Raw genomic sequence first — 17,618 nt, forward strand, 5'->3', positions numbered from 1 at the left:
CGCCTTCTGCACCCTGCAACGACTGGCCCGGGCCCCAAAAGACGCGGCGCCGGCCTGAGCCTCTACCAAGTCGTCCGCGAGCTGCAGACACTCCTCGCTCTCTGGACCGGTGCCTGCCCCACCTGCCATCGCGACATACCCGCACCGCTACGGATCTGACCAAGCACTACTAGGCCTCCAGCTCCCAGGCGTACGGCGGCTCGGCGCCGGTGCGGGAGCAGGTGATCGCGGCCGCACGGGCGGCAAAGCCGAGCACCTCGCGCCAACCGTCGGCGTCCAGCGTGTCCAGGGCGGTCGGGGCAAGAGCGCCGCGGGCCGCGAGGGCATGGAGGAGCGCCGCGTTCACCGTGTCGCCCGCGCCGATCGTGTCGGCCACCGGCACCGCCACGCCCGGCACGGACGCCTCCAGTCCGGCCCGGGTCCGTACGGACAGCCCCCGCGAGCCCCGGGTCACCACCACGGCCGGGGGCGCGGAGGCCGCCCCGGCGGGCGGCCCGCCCAGCCAGGCGGCGTCCTCCTCGGAGACCTTGAGCAGCGACACGGAGGGCAGCCAGCCGGTGAAGCGCGCCCGATAGGCGTCGGCGTCGGGGATCAGGCCCGGCCTGACGTTGGGGTCGAGCAGGGTGAACACGCCGCGATCGGCCTCCCTGCGCAGCAGCGCCTCATAGGCCGTGGCCCCCGGTTCCAGCATCAGCGAACAGGTCCCGACGGCCAGCGCCCGGACCGCTTCGGGCAGCCGCGGCGGCAGTTCGAAGAGGCGGTCTGCGGTGCCCTCCGCATAGAAGGCATAGCTTGCGGAGCCGCCGGTGCCCACAGCGGCTATCGCCAGCGTGGTCGGCTCGGGTCCACGCTGCACCAGGGAGACGTCGACACCCGCCGTGCGCAGTCCGTCGAGCAGCGCGTCGCCGAAGGGGTCGGTGGACACACGGGAGCAGAACGCGGCCTCGGCGCCCAGCCGGCCCAGAGCGACGGCGGTGTTGTACGGGCCGCCGCCGGGCCGGGGCAGCAGCGGGGACAGAGGGCTGCCGTTCTCTCGGGGGACCAGGTCGATCAGGGACTCTCCGGCGACGACGATCACAGCCCGAACGTAGCCCATCCGCCGCCCGGACAGCAGGCCTGCCGTAGCCGCCGCCGACGGGCCGCCGACGACGCGGGCCCGCCGTCGGCGGCCGAGGAGCCGGGCCCCGACCCGAGGAGCGCCGGACTCGCCCGGTATCGTCAGGTTCTGCCTGCCGGTGCGACGACAGGCGTCTCACCCCGCCAGAACCGTGGAGACCCCCATGCCCGCGCAGCCCTCCTCCCGCCGCACCGTGCTGAAAGGCGCAGCCCTCGCGGGCGTGGCCGGGCTGGGAGCGGCTGCCTGCTCCACCGACTCGAAGCTGGGCCACGCCCAGACGCCCACTCCTACGGCGCCCGTCGACCTCGGCGCCGCCGACGCCGTTCCCGTGGGCGGGGTCAAGCTCTACCGCGAGCAGCGGCTGGTGGTGAGCTGCCCGGCCGAGGGGCAGTACAAGGCCTTCAGCGCGCAGTGCACACATGCGGGCTGTGTTCTGGACAAGGTCGAGGGCACGGAGGGCAACTGCCCCTGCCACGGGAGCCGCTTCGACTGCACGACCGGCAAGGCGCTCAAGGGACCGGCGACCGTGCCGCTGCCCGAGGTCCCGGTCAGGGCGGAGGGCGGCAAACTGATCGCGGGCCCCGACGCCTGAACGCCCGACGCCTGAACGCCCGACGCCTGAGCGCCTGACGCCTGAGCGCCTGACGCCTCAGACGGCTGTCCGCCGCAGCCGTCGCCGCCGCCGCACCGTGCGCTCTGCCCGCGTCGACCCCGTCAGGCGGAGCCGCGCCCGTCCGCCGCCACGGCTCTGCCCGCCGCGGCTGCCGGGGCGGGTGCGGCCGTCGCCCGGTCCCCGTGCGCGGCTGCGCGGTCACCGCACGGCCGGAATCAGGGCACGGGTCGGGCACCAAGCGGTGGAAGGGACCCAGGGGGCGGAAGGGGCGGTGCGCCACGCCCCCTGACACCCTGTGCCCCAGGGCCGGGAAGGCGGAGACGGCGGCCCCCGTTGTCACTGCCCGCAAGTAGGGTGGGCCATATGGCCGACCCCTCCACCTACCGCCCCAAGCCGGGGGAGATCCCCGACTCCCCGGGGGTCTACAGGTTCCGCGACGAGCACCGCCGGGTGATCTACGTCGGGAAGGCGAAGAGCCTGCGCCAGCGCCTGGCCAACTACTTCCAGGACCTGGCCGGGCTCCACCCGCGCACCCGCACCATGGTCACCACGGCGGCCTCGGTGGAGTGGACGGTCGTCTCCACCGAGGTGGAGGCGCTTCAGCTGGAATACTCCTGGATCAAGGAGTTCGACCCCCGCTTCAACGTCAAGTACCGGGACGACAAGAGCTATCCCCACCTGGCCGTCACCCTCAACGAGGAGTTCCCGCGGGTCCAGGTCATGCGTGGCGCGAAGCGCAAGGGCGTGCGCTACTTCGGGCCGTACGCGCACGCCTGGGCGATCCGCGAGACGGTCGACCTGATGCTCCGCGTCTTCCCCGTCCGCACCTGCTCCGCAGGGGTGTTCCGGAACCACGTGCAGAAGGGCCGCCCCTGCCTGCTCGGCTATATCGGCAAGTGCTCGGCCCCCTGTGTGGGCCGGGTCACCCCCGAGGAGCACCGCGAACTGGCCGAGGAGTTCTGCGACTTCATGGCCGGCCGCACCGGCACGTACATCCGCCGCCTGGAGCAGCGGATGAACGAGGCGGCAGAGGAAATGGAGTACGAGAAGGCGGCACGGCTGCGCGACGACATACAGGCCCTCCGGCGCGCCCTGGAGAAGAACGCCGTCGTGCTCGGCGACGCCACGGACGCGGATCTGATCGCGCTCGCCGAGGACGAGCTCGAAGCCGCGGTGCAGATCTTCCATGTCCGCGGCGGCCGGGTGCGCGGCCAGCGCGGCTGGGTCACCGACAAGGTCGAGGCCGTCGACGCCGGCGGACTGGTCGAGCACGCACTGCAGCAGCTGTACGGCGAGGAGAGCGGCGACGCCGTCCCCAAGGAGGTCCTCGTCCCGGCCCTGCCCGAGGACCCCGCCGCCGTCACCCAGTGGCTCGGCGACCGCCGCGGCTCGAACGTCTCCCTGCGCGTGCCGCAGCGCGGCGACAAGAGGGACCTGATGGAGACGGTCCAGCGCAACGCCCAGCAGGCGCTGGCTCTGCACAAGACCAAGCGCGCCAGTGATCTGACCACCCGCTCGCGAGCCCTGGAGGAGATTGCCGAGGCGCTCGGCCTTGACTCCGCCCCGTTGCGGATCGAGTGCTTCGACATCTCCCACCTCCAGGGCGAGGACGTGGTGGCCTCCATGGTCGTCTTCGAGGACGGGCTGCCCCGCAAGAGCGAGTACCGCCGCTTCCAGATCAAGGGTCGTGCCGGAGACGCGCAGGACGAGCACAGCGCCGGCCAGGACGACGTCCGCTCCATGCACGAGGTGGTCAGCAGGCGCTTCAAGCGTTACCTCGCGGAGAAGGACAGGACGGGGGAGTGGATCGGGGCCGACTCGCCGGCGGACATCCCGGCGGACATCGCGGCGGACGCCCTGGAGGCCGACCCGGCGGGCATTCCGGCGGACGGAAGCACGGCCCCCGTCGACGACGGCCGGCCCAAGCGGTTCGCCTACCCGCCCCAGCTCGTCGTGGTCGACGGAGGACAGCCCCAGGTGGCCGCCGCCCAGCGCGCCCTCGATGAGCTGGGCATCGACGACGTCGCGGTCTGCGGGCTGGCCAAGCGGCTGGAGGAGGTCTGGCTGCCCGGCGAGGACGACCCGGTGGTGCTGCCCCGCTCGAGCGAGGGCCTGTACCTTCTCCAGCGCGTCCGTGACACGGCCCATGACTTCGCCATCCGCTATCAGCGCTCCAAGCGGACCAAACGCATCAGGACCAGCCCCCTGGACGCCGTGCCGGGCCTCGGCGAGAGGCGCAAACAGGCCCTGATCAAGCATTTCGGTTCGGTGAAGCGGCTGCGGCAGGCCACAATCGAGCAGATCACCGAGGTTCCCGGCATGGGCCGCAAGACGGCGGAGTCCCTCGTCGCGGCGCTTGCCGAAGCGGCTCCGGCCGCGCCCGCCGTGAACACGGCGACAGGAGAGATCATGGAAGAAGACAACGGGGGCAGCACGTGATGACCGAGCACGACGGAGACGGAGCAGCAGACGTGAGTACGGGCAATGGAACAGAGCCCGGCGAGGCCGCAGAGGCGGCCATCCCCGAGCTGGTGATCATCTCCGGTATGTCGGGCGCCGGACGCAGTACGGCGGCCAAGTGCCTGGAGGACCTCGGCTGGTTCGTCGTCGACAACCTGCCGCCCGCGCTGATCCCCACCATGGTGGAGCTCGGCGCCCGCTCCCAGGGCAATGTCGCCCGCATCGCCGTTGTCGTGGACGTCCGCGGACGACGGTTCTTCGACAATCTCCGCCAGTCCCTGGCCGAGCTGGACGCAAAGCAGGTCACCCGGCGGATCGTCTTCCTGGAGTCCTCCGACGACGCGCTGGTGCGCCGCTTCGAGTCCGTCCGCCGCCCGCACCCCCTGCAGGGGGACGGCCGGATCGTCGACGGCATCGCAGCAGAGCGCGATCTGCTGCGCGAGCTGCGCGGCGACGCCGATCTGGTGATCGACACCTCCAGCCTCAACGTGCACGAGCTGCGCGCCAAGATGGACGCCCAGTTCGCCGGGGACGAGGAGCCCGAGCTGCGGGCCACCGTGATGTCCTTTGGCTACAAGTACGGGCTGCCGGTCGACGCCGACCTCGTGGTGGACTGCCGCTTCCTGCCCAATCCGCACTGGGTCCCGGAGCTGCGGCCCTTCACCGGACTGAACGAGGAGGTGTCCGGCTATGTCTTCAACCAGCCCGGCGCCAAGGAGTTCCTGGACCGCTACACCGAGCTGCTCCAGCTGATCGCCGCGGGCTACCGCCGCGAGGGCAAGCGGTACGTCACCATCGCCGTCGGCTGCACCGGCGGCAAGCACCGCTCGGTGGCCATGTCCGAGAAGCTCGCCGCCCGGCTGGGCGCCGAAGGAGTCGAGACCGTCGTCGTCCACCGGGACATGGGGCGCGAGTGACCGGACGCAACCTCCGGCTGCGACGGCTGCGCAGGACCGGCCACGCCCCCTCCGGGCGCAAGCGCGGAGCCCAGCCCAAGGTCGTCGCTCTCGGCGGCGGCATGGGCCTGTCCGCCTCGCTCGCGGCCCTGCGCCGGATCACCGGCGATCTCACCGCGGTGGTCACCGTCGCCGACGACGGCGGCTCCAGCGGCCGGCTGCGCGAGGAGCTCGGCGTGCTGCCGCCGGGCGATCTGCGCAAGGCGCTCGCGGCCCTGTGCGGCGACGACGACTGGGGCCAGACCTGGGCCCGGGTCATCCAGCACCGCTTCCAGTCCAAGGGCGACCTGCACGAGCACGCCGTCGGCAATCTGCTGATCGTCGCTCTGTGGGAGCAGCTCGGCGATCACGTCCAGGCCCTGGACCTGGTCGGCAGGCTCCTCGGGGCGCACGGCCGCGTGCTGCCGATGTCCGCGGTGCCGCTGGAGCTCCAGGCGCTCGTACGGGGCCATGACCCCGCCCGGCCCGATGCGATGGGCACCGTGCGCGGGCAGGCGACCGTGGCGCTCACCCCCGGCGAGGTGCAGTCCGTGCATCTCGTCCCGCACGATCCGCCCGCCGTGCCCGAGACGGTCTCGGCGGTCCTGGACGCCGACTGGGTGGTGCTCGGGCCAGGCTCCTGGTTCTCCTCGGTCATTCCGCATCTGCTGGTGCCCGAGCTGCTCGAGGCGCTGACGGCGACCAAGGCCAGGAAGGTCCTGTCGCTCAATCTCGCCCCGCAGCCCGGTGAAACCGCGGGCTTCTCACCGCAGCGTCATTTGGAGGTTTTGGGACGACACGCGCCTAAACTCGCCCTGGACGTGGTGCTGGCCGACGAGGCCGCGGTGCCCGACCGCGAGTCCCTCTCCGACGCCGCCAAGCGGCTGGGCGCGGCGGTGGAGCTGGCGCCCGTGGCCAGGCCCGACGGCGTTTCGAAGCACGATCCGGAGCTGTTGGCCGCCGCGTACGACCGTATTTTTCGGATGCATGGAAGGATCGGCCCATGGCGATGACGGCAGCGGTGAAGGATGAGATCTCCCGGCTCCCCGTCACCCGGACCTGCTGCAGAAAGGCGGAGGTCTCGGCGATTCTTCGGTTCGCGGGCGGGCTGCATCTGGTCAGCGGGCGCATCGTGATCGAAGCGGAGCTGGACACCGGGATCGCGGCCCGCCGGCTCAAGCGGGACATCCTGGAGATCTTCGGACACAGCTCCGAGCTGATGGTGATGGCTCCCGGAGGGCTGCGGCGCGGCTCCCGCTATGTCGTACGGGTGGTGGCGGGCGGTGACCAGCTCGCCCGCCAGACCGGTCTGGTCGACGGCCGCGGCCGCCCCATCCGGGGGCTGCCCCCGCAGGTGGTCTCCGGCGCGACCTGTGACGCGGAGGCCGCCTGGCGCGGCGCCTTCCTGGCGCACGGCTCGCTGACCGAGCCGGGCCGCTCCTCCTCCCTCGAGGTCACCTGCCCGGGGCCGGAAGCCGCCCTGGCGCTCGTCGGCGCGGCCCGCCGGCTCTCCATCGCCGCCAAGGCGCGGGAGGTGCGGGGCGTTGACCGGGTCGTCGTACGGGACGGCGACGCGATCGGCGCGCTGCTGACCCGGCTCGGGGCTCATGAGTCGGTCCTGGCCTGGGAGGAGCGCCGGATGCGGCGCGAGGTGCGCGCCACCGCCAACCGGCTGGCCAACTTCGACGACGCCAACCTGCGCCGCTCGGCACGCGCCGCGGTGGCCGCGGGGGCGCGGGTGCAGCGGGCGCTGGAGATCCTGGGCGAGGAGGTGCCCGAGCACCTCGCCGCGGCGGGCCGGCTGCGCATGGAGCACAAGCAGGCCTCGCTGGAGGAGCTGGGCGCGCTGGCCGATCCGCCGCTGACGAAGGACGCGGTGGCGGGCCGTATCCGGCGGCTGCTGGCCATGGCGGACAAGCGGGCGGCGGATCTGGGGATTCCGGGTACCGAGTCCAACCTCACGGAGGAGATGGCGGACGGCCTGGTGGGGTGACGGTGTCCCCGTATGCGGGGCTTGCTCCCCACCCCACCCCTTCCCGGGACTGGGGCTCCGCCCCAGGTCCCGTTCTACGGGGGCTCCGCCCCCGGACCCCCGCGCCTCAAACTCCCCCAGCTACCTCCCCCAGACTCCGTCCGGGGGTACCCCCACGGAGGCGCCCCCAGGCGGGGCTGGGTTGCGCCGCCTCCGGCGCCTGGCGGCCTGCGCCCGGTTACGGGAAGCGGGAGGCTCCAGGGCGTAGGGCGAGGGGTGGGGAAAAACGCCTTATTGACATGATCATGTTGTATGACGAGCCTGTCCTCCTGTTCGTGGCAGACAACAGCAAGGGGGGCTCATGAGACGCAAGGCGAGATCGATCCTCGCAGCAAGCGCGCTACTCCTCGGCACACTCGCAGCCGCGCCGTTCGCCCAGGCCGAACCGCAGGCCGGGAACCAGGCCGGTGCGGGCAAGGCCGCAGACCCCGCGGCGGAGGCCGTCAAGGTCTTCGAGGCGGATGTCGCCGAGGAGCAGATTCCACTGCTCCTCGCACTGGGACAGGACGCCCATGAACTGGGCGAACGGGCCCCGGAACGGGGGACCGCGCGTGTGGAGCTGTTCCTCACCGACGCGCAGGCGGCCGGCCTGGAGAAGCAGGGTGTACAGGTCACAGAACGCAAGGTTCCGGCCAAAGCGCAGGCCCGCCTCCGAGCCGCGGGTGACGGCGTGTACCGGCCGTACAGCGGCAAGGGCAACCTCAGCGAGGAGATCGTCGAAACCGCCGCGGCCCACCCGGACATCGCCAAGGCGGTCTCCATCGGCAAGACCCGCCAGGGCCAGGACATCCTCGCCCTCAAGCTCAGCAAGCACGCAGGGAAGACGAAGGACGGCTCCAAGCCCGCCGTGCTGTACATGTCCAACCAGCACGCCCGCGAGTGGATCACCCCAGAGATGACGCGCCGGCTGATGCACCACTACATCGACAACTACGGCAAGGACGGGCGGATCACCCGGGTCGTGGACTCCGCCGAGCTGTGGTTCGTCATCTCCGCCAACCCCGACGGATACGACCACACCCACAAGTCCCCCGCCAATCGCCTCTGGCGCAAGAACCTCAGGGACAACGACGCCGACGGGGTGATCACCAACGCCGACGGCGTCGACCTCAACCGCAACTTCCCCTACAAGTGGGGCTACGACAACGAGGGCTCCTCCCCGAACCCCGCCAGTCAGACCTACCGAGGCACCGGCCCGGCCTCCGAGCCCGAGACCGTCGCCGTGGACCGCTTTATGAAGCGCATCGGCTTCACCTACGGCATCAACTACCACTCCGCCGCCGAACTGATCCTCTACGGCGTCGGCTGGCAGGTCGCCACTCCCACCCCGGACGACGTGCTCTACAAGGCGCTCGCCGGCACCCCGGAGAACCCGGCGGTGCCCGGCTACTACCCGCAGCTGTCCTCCGAGCTCTACACCACCAACGGCGAGACCGACGGACACGCGGCCAACGTCAACGGGACGATGATGTTCACCCCGGAGATGACCACCTGTCAGACGGCGTCCGACATCGACCCGGACGACCCGTGGAAGCGCGAGGACTGCCAGTCCGGCTTCAACTTCCCCGACGACGAGAAGCTGATCCAGGCGGAGTTCGCCAAGAACGTCCCCTTCGCGCTCTCCGTCGCCGAGACGGCCCTCCATCCCGACCGGCCGTCCTCGGTCGTCGGACTGGACGCCCCGGACTTCACCGTCGACCCGTTCGACGTCTCCTACGCCCGCGGCGGCAGCCAGGAAGTGTCGGTCGTCGCACGCAAGTCCGTACGCCACAAGGAGCTCAACTACCGCATCAACGGCGGGCGCGTGCATGACCAGAAGCTCCGGCCGTGGCGGGGCGGCGAACGCTACGGCGGCGAGGACAACATCAGCTTCGACGAGTACCGCGCCCGGGTCAGAGGCGCCGGCGTCGGAGACCGGGTCGAGGTCTGGTTCACCGGCAGAACCGGATACGGCCAGCGCACATCGAGCGAGCACTTCACATACACCGTGGCCGAGCGGCCCCGCGCCCGCACCCTCGTGATCGCAGAGGAAGGCGCCCCCGCCCGGCACACCCGGACCTATGTCGACGCCCTGCGGGCGGCCGGCCGCACGGCAGCCGTCTGGGACGTCGCCACCCAGGGCGCCCCGCATCCGCTCGGCGTGCTCTCCCACTTCTCCGCAGCCGTCCACTACACCGGCGACCGGGCGCCCGGCGGCGAGACCCAGCTCGCGCTCCGCGACTACCTCAACGAAGGCGGCCGGCTGATCGAGGCCGGGGAGGCCGCAGGCGGCAGCGCCCAGGTCGGCCGGGCGGTCACCAACGACTTCAGCCAGTACTACCTCGGGGCGTACAGCAGGGCCTCCGCGCAGACCGCCACCGGGCTGATCGGCGCGGGCCGGCTCGACGGCTTCACCGGACCGCTGGCGGGCGCCGCCGGCAATCCGCTGGAGGCCGCCGGCGCCTACACCGTGACTTCCGACAGCCTGCCCGCGGAGGACTTCCCGCAGTTCACCGCCGCCCAGGCGGGCAGTTACAGCGGGGTGAGGAACCCCTACGCCCCGTACGCCGGAGACTGGATGGCTTCCGCGCCCCACGCCGACAACGACTGGAAGCGGCTGGCGCGCACCGTGGACCTCACCGGCGTCACCGCCGCCGACAGGCCCCGGCTCGAGCTGGCGCTCAACTGGAACCACGAGCCCGGCTACGACCATGCGCTGCTGGAGGCGCACACCGTCGGCGCCGACGACTGGACGACCCTCCCCGAGGAGAGCGGACTGACCGGCACGGCCGTGCCCACCGAGTGCGACGCCGGGTTCTTCGTCAACGGCCATCCCTTCCTGCGCCACTATCTGACCCTGGACTCGGGCGGCTGCACCGCGACCGGCTCCACCGGCGAATGGCACAGCTTCACCGCCTCCTCCGGCGGCTGGCGGCAGGTCTCCTTCGACCTGAGCCGCTACGCGGGCCGGCAGATCGAGCTCTCGCTCAGCTCGGTGACCGACCCCGGCACCGGTGGCCGCGGGGTCTTCGCGGACGAGGCGCGGCTGGTCGTCGGCGGGGCGGAGCAGCAGGCGGAGGGGTTCGAGTCCTCGCTCGGCCCCTGGGCCGTGCGGACCGCACCCGAAGGCTCCCCCGAGGTGGCAGGCGACTGGGGGCGCACGGGCGAGCTCTTCACGTCCTACGCCGCGGTCACCACGCGTGACACCGTGCTCCTCGGTTTCGGCCTGGAGCACATCCCCTCGGCGGCCGACCGCGCCCGGCTCGTCCGGAAGGCGCTGAGGGCCCTGCACCGCTGATCCGACCGGGACCCGCCCCTGAACAGCGGCTCCGCGGTCCGTCGCCCTACTGGCGGGTACGGACCGCGGGGTCACATCCGGGCCATATACGGCACCCGTCGATGTCACTCCGGGGCCGTCCGGGAGGTAGGGTCGGGGGTGGTCGGGGACATCCCATTACAGCCGCCGGCGTCGAAACCGGCATACCAACGAGGAGATCGGTTCGTGACGATCCGCGTAGGCATCAACGGCTTTGGCCGCATCGGTCGTAACTACTTCCGCGCGCTGCTGGAGCAGGGTGCAGACATCGAGATCGTGGCTGTCAACGACCTGGGTGACACCGCGACCACCGCCCACCTGCTGAAGTACGACACCATCCTGGGCCGCCTCAAGGCCGAGGTCACCCACACCGACGACACCATCACCGTCGACGGTCACACGATCAAGGTGCTCTCCGAGCGCAACCCCGCCGACATCCCGTGGGGCGAGCTGGGCGTCGACATCGTCATCGAGTCGACCGGCATCTTCACCAAGAAGGCCGACGCCGAGAAGCACCTCGCCGGCGGCGCCAAGAAGGTCCTGATCTCCGCGCCCGCCAAGGACGAGGACATCACGGTCGTCATGGGTGTCAACCACGACAAGTACGACGCGGCCAGCCACCACGTCATCTCCAACGCCTCCTGCACCACCAACTGCGTGGCGCCGATGGCGAAGGTCCTCGACGAGAACTTCGGCATCGTCAAGGGCCTGATGACCACCGTCCACGCGTACACGAACGACCAGCGCATCCTGGACTTCCCGCACAAGGACCTGCGCCGGGCCCGCGCCGCTGCGGAGAACATCATCCCGACCTCCACGGGCGCCGCCAAGGCCACCGCCCTGGTCCTGCCGCAGCTCAAGGGCAAGCTGGACGGCATCGCGATGCGCGTCCCGGTCCCGACCGGCTCCGTCACCGACCTGGTCGTCGAGCTCGACCGCGAGGTCACCAAGGACGAGATCAACACCGCCTTCCAGAAGGCCGCCGAGGGCCAGCTCAAGGGCATCGTCGAGTACACCGAGGACCCGATCGTCTCCTCCGACATCGTGAACTGGCCGGCCTCCTGCACCTTCGACTCCTCCCTGACCATGGTCCAGGGCAAGCAGGTCAAGATCGTCGGCTGGTACGACAACGAGTGGGGCTACTCCAACCGCCTGGTCGACCTGACCGTCTTCGTCGGCGGCCAGCTCTGATCCCGGGCCGTTAGCCATCCCGATGTGAGCGATGGGGCTCGGACAGCGCGCACAGCGCCGTTCGGGCCCCATCGCTTGCGTCGACCCCTCGTTGCCGTCCCAAGGAGCAGTGTGACCACATGAAGACCATCGACGAACTCCTCGCCGAAGGGGTCTCGGGCAAGCGCGTATTTGTCCGCGCTGACCTCAATGTGCCGCTCGACGGCACGACCATCACGGACGACGGCCGTATCCGCGCCGTCCAGCCGACCATCGCCAAGCTGGCCGAGGCGGGCGCGCGCGTCGTCGTCGCCTCCCATCTGGGCCGCCCCAAGGGCGCCCCGGACCCGGCCTTCTCCCTCGCCCCGGCCGCCGAGCGGCTCGCTGAACTGCTCGGCGCCGATGTCGCCTTCGCAACCGACACGGTCGGCGAGTCCGCCCGCTCCGTCGTCGCCGGCCTGGCCGACGGGCAGGTCGCCGTCATCGAGAACCTGCGCTTCAACGCCGGGGAGACCAGCAAGGACGACGCCGAGCGAGGCGCGTTCGCGGACCAGCTCGCGCAGCTGGCGGATGTGTACGTCGGCGACGGCTTCGGAGCCGTCCACCGCAAGCACGCCTCCGTCTACGACCTCCCCGCCCGTCTTCCGCACGCGGCCGGCCACCTCATCGCCGCCGAGGTCGACGTGCTGAAGAAGCTCACCGACGAGGTGCGGCGGCCGTATGTCGTCGTGCTCGGCGGTGCGAAGGTCTCCGACAAGCTCGGCGTCATCGACGAGCTGCTCGGCAGGGCCGACCGCATCCTCATCGGCGGGGGCATGGCGTACACCTTCCTCAAGGCCAAGGGGTACGAGGTCGGCATCAGCCTCCTGCAGGAGGACCAGGTCCCGACCGTGACGGAGTACATGCGGCGCGCGGAGAAGAACGGCGTAGAGCTGGTGCTCCCGGTCGACGTCCTGGCCGCCAAGGCCTTCCCCGACCTCAAGGGCAAGACCCCCGCCGAGTACGTCACCGTCGACGCCGACGCCATCCCCTCCGACCAGGAGGGCCTGGACATCGGCCCCAAGACCCGGGAACTGTTCGCCTCGAAGATCGAGGACGCGGCCACCGTCTTCTGGAACGGCCCGCTCGGCGTCTTCGAGCACCCGGACTACGCGGGCGGCACCCGCGCCGTCGCCCAGGCGCTGCTCGACAGTGACGGCTTCACCGTCGTCGGCGGCGGCGACTCGGCCGCGGCCGTGCGCACGCTGGGCTTCGACGAGAACGCATTCGGCCATATCTCGACCGGCGGCGGCGCCAGCCTCGAATACCTCGAGGGCAAGACGCTTCCCGGCCTCGCCGCATTGGAGGACTGACCCCTTTATGAGTAATCGCATCCCGCTGATGGCGGGCAACTGGAAGATGAACCTCAACCACCTCGAGGCCATCGCCCACGTCCAGAAGCTCGCCTTCGCGCTCGCCGACAAGGACTACGAGGCCGTCGAGGTCGCCGTCCTGCCGCCGTTCACCGATCTGCGCTCCGTGCAGACTCTGGTCGACGGCGACAAACTGAAGATCAAGTACGGCTCGCAGGACATCTCGGCACAGGACTCCGGCGCGTACACCGGTGAGATCTCCGGGCTGATGCTGTCCAAGCTGAAGTGCACCTTCGCCGTGGTCGGCCACTCCGAGCGCCGCCAGTACCACACCGAGAACGACGAGCTGTGCAACGCCAAGGTGAAGGCCGCCTTCAAGCACGGTCTGACCCCGATCCTGTGCGTCGGCGAGGGGCTCGACATCCGCAAGGCCGGGCAGCAGGTCCAGTTCACCCTGAACCAGCTCGAGGGCGGTCTGAAGGACGTCCCGGCGGAGCAGGCCGAGACCATCGTGATCGCCTACGAGCCGGTGTGGGCCATCGGCACCGGTGAGGTCGCGACCCCCGAGGACGCCCAGGAAGTCTGCGGCGCGATCCGCCAGCGGCTGGCCGACCTGTACTCGCAGGACGTCGCGGACAAGATCCGCATCCAGTACGGCGGCTCGGTGAAGTCCGGGAACGTCGCCGCGATCATGGCGCAGCCCGATGTGGACGGCGCACTGGTGGGCGGGGCTTCGCTGGACGCCGACGAATTCGTCAAGATCGTCCGCTTCCGCGACCAGTGAGTAGGCGCTAGCGCCGATACGTCGTACCCTTGCGGGGGTCCGGGGAGTGCCCGAGGGAGCCCGGACCCCCGCAGTCTGTTTCTTGATTCCGTCAATGTCCGAGGAAGTTGGTCCAGCCGTGGTTATGGGGTTCTCGATCGCCCTGATCGTCTTCAGCCTGCTGCTGATGCTGCTGGTGCTGATGCACAAGGGGAAGGGCGGCGGCCTCTCCGACATGTTCGGCGGCGGCATGCAGTCGTCCGTCGGCGGCTCCTCGGTCGCCGAGCGCAACCTCGACCGGATCACGGTCGTGGTCGGTCTGCTGTGGTTCGCGTGCATTGTCGCACTCGGTCTGCTGATGAAGCTGGACAGCTGACCAGGACTTACCCGTCTCGGGGGTGGGGTGTAACTCCAATCACTGGACGAGCGTTGGGCCTTACGTAGACTGGGGCACCCGCGGCGCAGCCGCTCCGAGACGCTGTGCAGCACCATCACGCAGGGAGTTACGACCGTGGCAAGTGGCAACGCGATCCGGGGGAGCCGGGTCGGAGCGGGGCCGATGGGCGAGGCTGAGCGAGGCGAGTCAGCACCCCGCCTGCGCATCTCCTTCTGGTGCTCGAACGGGCACGAGACACAGCCGAGCTTCGCCAGCGACGCACAGGTCCCGGACACCTGGGACTGTCCGCGCTGCGGCTTCCCCGCGGGGCAGGACCGGGACAATCCGCCGGACCCGCCGCGCACCGAGCCGTACAAGACACACCTCGCGTATGTGCGCGAACGGCGCACCGACGCGGATGGCGAGGCGATTCTCGCGGAGGCGCTCGCCAAACTGCGGGGCGAGATCTAGGAGATGCGGTCCGGTTGGACGCCGAAAGGTGGCCGACCGGACTTTTTCGTTGCTGAACCGGGGGCGGAGCCCCCGGTTGCGGGGAGGGCGGGGTGGGGGAAACAGCACCGGTCACCGAGCGCGCGCAGACACATGCACCCGCATGGCGCGGAGGATTCGGCCGGCTCTGGGCGGCCGCTGCGGTCTCCAAGTTCGGGGATTCCCTGCGCATCGCGGCCATGCCGCTGCTCGCCGTCTCGCTCACCGACGACCCGCTGCTCATCGCGTCGGTCACGGCCTGCGGCTATCTGCCGTGGCTGCTGTTCGGGCTGGTCGGCGGGGCGGTCGCCGACCGGGTGGACCAGCGGCGGGCGATGTGGATCGCGGACGTCGTCCGCGGGGTCCTGATGGCCGGCTTCGCCGTGGCCGTCTGGCTGGACGCCCATTCGATCGCCTTGCTGATCGCGGTGGCCTTCGTGCTCACCGTGCTCCAGACGGTGTTCGACAACGCCGCCACCGCCCTGCTGCCATCCCTCGTGCCGGCCGCGGCGCTGGGCAGCGCCAACGCCCGGCTGATGACCACCCAGCAGATCGTGGGGAGCTTTCTGTCCACTCCGGCGGTTCCGGTGTTGCTCGCGGCGGGCGCGGCCGTGCCCTACGCGGTCGACGCGGCCACCTATGCCGCGGCAGCCGTCCTCGTCGCCTCGCTGCGGACTCCGCGGACTCCGGGGCCGCCGCGGGCCCCCGGACCCGCCGGAAGCACCCTGCGCGGCCAGATAGCGGAGGGGCTGCGCCATCTGTGGCAGGACCGGGCGCTGCGCGGCCTGTGCATCGCCTCCACCATCTGCAACATCGGCATGGGCGCGCTCATCGCCACCCTCGTCGTCCATGTCACCGACTGGCTGGACGCGGGGACCGCCGGATACGCGGCCGTGCTCACCGCCTTCGGAGCGGGCAGCGTCGTCGGCGGTCTGACGGCCCGCCGTCTCGCCGACCGGATCGGACGCATACGCAGCGTCTTCCTGGCCGGTCTGGTGCAGACGGGCGCCCTGCTTGCGATGGGCTCGGTACGCGCCCTGTGGGCGACCGTCGCGGCGATGGCCGTGTTCGCCGTGATGGGCATGGTGTGGAACGTCAACCAGACGACGCTGACGCAGCAGCGCAGCCCCGCCGGAATGCTGGGCCGTGTCAGCGCGGCCATCCGCACCCTCACCGTCGCGGGGGTCCCGCTCGGCGCGCTGCTCGGCGGCGCGGTGGCCGGAGCCCTGGGGCCCAACGCCCCCGCATTGTTGGCCGCGGCGCTCTTCGTGCCGGCAGTGGCCGCACTGAGCGGTCTGATCAATTAGGTTGGTGACGCAGCGGGGCATGCAGGCAGGTACGAGAAGAATGGGCGATGTCCTAGATGAACGCACAAGGACGCACGCGACTTAACCAGACCCCCGAATGGGCCGCTCTCGGCAAGCACCGCGAACAGCTCGGAGACACCCATCTGCGGGAGCTGTTCGCAGCCGACGCCGCCCGCGGCGGGCGGTACACCCTCCAGGTCGGCGATCTGTACCTCGACTACTCGAAGCATCTCGTGACGGACGAGACACTGCGGCTGCTGCGCGAACTGGCCGCCGCCACCGGCGTCGCCGAGCTGCGGGACGCCATGTTCCGCGGCGAGAAGATCAACACCACCGAGGACCGCGCCGTGCTGCACACCGCGCTGCGCGCGCCCCGGGACGCCGTCGTCGAGGTCGACGGCGAGAACGTGGTGCCGGGCGTGCACGCGGTGCTCGACAAGATGCGCGCCTTCTCCGACCGGATCAGGTCCGGCCGGTGGACCGGCCACACCGGCAAGCCGATCAGGAACGTCGTCAACATCGGCATCGGCGGCTCCGACCTCGGCCCGGCCATGGCCTATGAGGTGCTGCGCTCATACACCGCACGGGATCTGACGTTCCGTTTCGTCTCCAACGTCGACGGCGCGGATCTGCACGAGGCCGTCAGGGATCTGGACCCGGCAGAGACGCTGTTCATCATCGCGTCCAAGACCTTCACCACCATCGAGACCATCACCAACGCGACATCCGCACGCGCCTGGCTGCTCGACGGCCTCGGCGGCGACGAGAGCGCCGTCGCCAAGCACTTCGTCGCCCTGTCGACCAACGCCGAAAAGGTCGGCGAGTTCGGCATCGACACGGCCAATATGTTCGAGTTCTGGGACTGGGTCGGCGGCCGGTACTCCTACGACTCCGCGATCGGCCTCTCCCTGATGATCGCGATCGGCCCCGACCGGTTCCGCGAGATGCTCGACGGTTTCCACCGTGTCGACGAGCACTTCCGCAATGCCCCGCCGGAGGCAAACGCACCGCTGCTGCTGGGACTTCTCGGGGTCTGGTACGGCGCGTTCTTCGACGCCCAGTCGCACGCCGTGCTGCCGTACTCGCACTATCTGAGCAAGTTCACCGCCTATCTCCAGCAGCTCGACATGGAGTCCAACGGCAAGTCCGTGGACCGCCAGGGCCATCGGGTGGACTGGCAGACCGGACCGGTCGTCTGGGGCACTCCGGGCACCAACGGCCAGCATGCGTACTACCAGCTGATCCACCAGGGGACCAAGGTCATCCCGGCGGACTTCATCGGCTTCGCCAAGCCCGTCGACGATCTGCCGCACTTCCTTCTCGCCCAGCATGATCTGCTGATGGCCAACTTCTTCGCGCAGACGCAGGCGCTCGCCTTCGGCAAGACGCCGGAGGAGGTGCGGGCGGAGGGCGTGCCCGACGAACTGGTCGCGCACAAGACATTCCGCGGCAACCACCCGACGACCACGATCCTCGCCGAAGAGCTGACCCCCTCCGTGCTGGGCCAGCTGATCGCGCTGTACGAGCACAAGGTGTTCGTACAGGGCGCGGTCTGGAACATCGACTCCTTCGACCAGTGGGGCGTCGAACTCGGCAAGGTGCTGGCCAAGAAGATCGAACCCGTGCTGACCGAAGGGGCGGGCGGGGACCAGCTCGACTCCTCGACTGCCACGCTCGCCGCCGAGTACCGCACCCGGCGAGGCCGCTGA

General features: G+C 70.5%; 14 protein-coding genes. 13 read left to right on the forward strand and 1 reads right to left on the reverse strand.

Features of this window, described 5'->3' with window-relative positions; translation table 11 throughout:
* Window positions 1-169: 169 nt before the first annotated feature.
* On the reverse strand, window positions 170-1,078 hold the full coding sequence (locus tag QCN29_RS16155; protein ID WP_279928786.1) for a carbohydrate kinase family protein: 909 nt from the start codon (window positions 1,076-1,078) through the stop codon (window positions 170-172).
* Between the two features lie 202 nt (window positions 1,079-1,280).
* Between QCN29_RS16155 and QCN29_RS16160 the strand changes: the two genes are divergently transcribed.
* The 13 genes from QCN29_RS16160 to pgi all read left to right on the forward strand — a co-directional run bounded on the left by QCN29_RS16160 (window position 1,281) and on the right by pgi (window position 17,618).
* A complete protein-coding gene (locus QCN29_RS16160; protein ID WP_279928788.1) occupies window positions 1,281-1,709 on the forward strand; it encodes a Rieske (2Fe-2S) protein in 429 nt (142 codons plus the stop codon).
* 384 nt (window positions 1,710-2,093) lie between these two features.
* Window positions 2,094-4,169, forward strand: coding sequence for an excinuclease ABC subunit UvrC (gene uvrC, locus QCN29_RS16165; protein WP_279928790.1), 2,076 nt, complete (start codon window positions 2,094-2,096; stop codon window positions 4,167-4,169).
* Entirely contained in the window at window positions 4,169-5,107 is a 939-nt protein-coding gene (gene rapZ, locus QCN29_RS16170; protein WP_279928791.1) for an RNase adapter RapZ, read from the forward strand. Before uvrC ends, rapZ begins: the two co-directional genes overlap by 1 nt.
* On the forward strand, window positions 5,104-6,138 hold the full coding sequence (locus QCN29_RS16175) for a gluconeogenesis factor YvcK family protein (protein WP_279928792.1): 1,035 nt from the start codon (window positions 5,104-5,106) through the stop codon (window positions 6,136-6,138). The genes rapZ and QCN29_RS16175 overlap by 4 nt, the downstream gene beginning before the upstream one ends.
* The gene (gene whiA / locus QCN29_RS16180; RefSeq protein WP_240135884.1) at window positions 6,129-7,118 is read left to right on the forward strand and encodes a DNA-binding protein WhiA; all 990 of its coding nucleotides are present in this window, start codon (window positions 6,129-6,131) and stop codon (window positions 7,116-7,118) included. The genes QCN29_RS16175 and whiA overlap by 10 nt, the downstream gene beginning before the upstream one ends.
* Window positions 7,119-7,458: 340 nt before the next feature.
* Window positions 7,459-10,434, forward strand: coding sequence for a M14 family metallopeptidase (locus QCN29_RS16185; protein ID WP_279928793.1), 2,976 nt, complete (start codon window positions 7,459-7,461; stop codon window positions 10,432-10,434).
* Window positions 10,435-10,638: 204 nt separating this feature from the next.
* Window positions 10,639-11,643 carry a type I glyceraldehyde-3-phosphate dehydrogenase gene (gene gap, locus QCN29_RS16190; RefSeq protein WP_279928794.1) on the forward strand — a complete coding sequence of 335 codons (1,005 nt, stop codon included), beginning with the start codon at window positions 10,639-10,641 and terminating at the stop codon, window positions 11,641-11,643.
* A gap of 119 nt (window positions 11,644-11,762) precedes the next feature.
* Window positions 11,763-12,974 (forward strand): phosphoglycerate kinase, encoded by a 1,212-nt coding sequence (locus tag QCN29_RS16195; RefSeq protein WP_279928795.1) that lies wholly within the window; start codon window positions 11,763-11,765, stop codon window positions 12,972-12,974.
* Window positions 12,975-12,981: 7 nt separating this feature from the next.
* Window positions 12,982-13,758, forward strand: coding sequence for a triose-phosphate isomerase (tpiA, locus tag QCN29_RS16200; protein ID WP_279928796.1), 777 nt, complete (start codon window positions 12,982-12,984; stop codon window positions 13,756-13,758).
* Window positions 13,759-13,882: 124 nt separating this feature from the next.
* Entirely contained in the window at window positions 13,883-14,113 is a 231-nt protein-coding gene (gene secG, locus QCN29_RS16205; protein ID WP_226735004.1) for a preprotein translocase subunit SecG, read from the forward strand.
* A 135-nt stretch (window positions 14,114-14,248) separates the two neighbouring features.
* The gene (locus QCN29_RS16210) at window positions 14,249-14,584 is read left to right on the forward strand and encodes an RNA polymerase-binding protein RbpA (protein ID WP_267241347.1); all 336 of its coding nucleotides are present in this window, start codon (window positions 14,249-14,251) and stop codon (window positions 14,582-14,584) included.
* A gap of 92 nt (window positions 14,585-14,676) precedes the next feature.
* Window positions 14,677-15,909, forward strand: a complete 1,233-nt coding sequence (locus tag QCN29_RS16215; RefSeq protein ID WP_279928797.1) for an MFS transporter — start codon at window positions 14,677-14,679, stop codon at window positions 15,907-15,909.
* Window positions 15,910-15,965: 56 nt separating this feature from the next.
* Complete coding sequence (gene pgi / locus QCN29_RS16220; protein ID WP_240135878.1) at window positions 15,966-17,618, forward strand: glucose-6-phosphate isomerase; 1,653 nt, start codon at window positions 15,966-15,968, stop codon at window positions 17,616-17,618.

This window comes from Streptomyces chengmaiensis, from assembly GCF_029846775.1.
GTDB classification, from domain to species: domain Bacteria; phylum Actinomycetota; class Actinomycetes; order Streptomycetales; family Streptomycetaceae; genus Streptomyces; species Streptomyces chengmaiensis.

Bases quoted from the DNA above. Each gene is read 5' to 3' on its own strand.
- QCN29_RS16160 (WP_279928788.1), top strand. From the start codon at position 1,281: ATGCCCGCGCAGCCCTCCTCCCGCCGCACCGTGCTGAAAGGCGCAGCC.
- QCN29_RS16195 (WP_279928795.1), top strand. From the start codon at position 11,763: ATGAAGACCATCGACGAACTCCTCGCCGAAGGGGTCTCGGGCAAGCGC.
- secG (WP_226735004.1), top strand. From the start codon at position 13,883: ATGGGGTTCTCGATCGCCCTGATCGTCTTCAGCCTGCTGCTGATGCTG.
- rapZ (WP_279928791.1), top strand. From the start codon at position 4,169: ATGACCGAGCACGACGGAGACGGAGCAGCAGACGTGAGTACGGGCAAT.
- whiA (WP_240135884.1), top strand. From the start codon at position 6,129: ATGGCGATGACGGCAGCGGTGAAGGATGAGATCTCCCGGCTCCCCGTC.
- pgi (WP_240135878.1), top strand. From the start codon at position 15,966: ATGAACGCACAAGGACGCACGCGACTTAACCAGACCCCCGAATGGGCC.
- QCN29_RS16185 (WP_279928793.1), top strand. From the start codon at position 7,459: ATGAGACGCAAGGCGAGATCGATCCTCGCAGCAAGCGCGCTACTCCTC.
- tpiA (WP_279928796.1), top strand. From the start codon at position 12,982: ATGAGTAATCGCATCCCGCTGATGGCGGGCAACTGGAAGATGAACCTC.
- uvrC (WP_279928790.1), top strand. From the start codon at position 2,094: ATGGCCGACCCCTCCACCTACCGCCCCAAGCCGGGGGAGATCCCCGAC.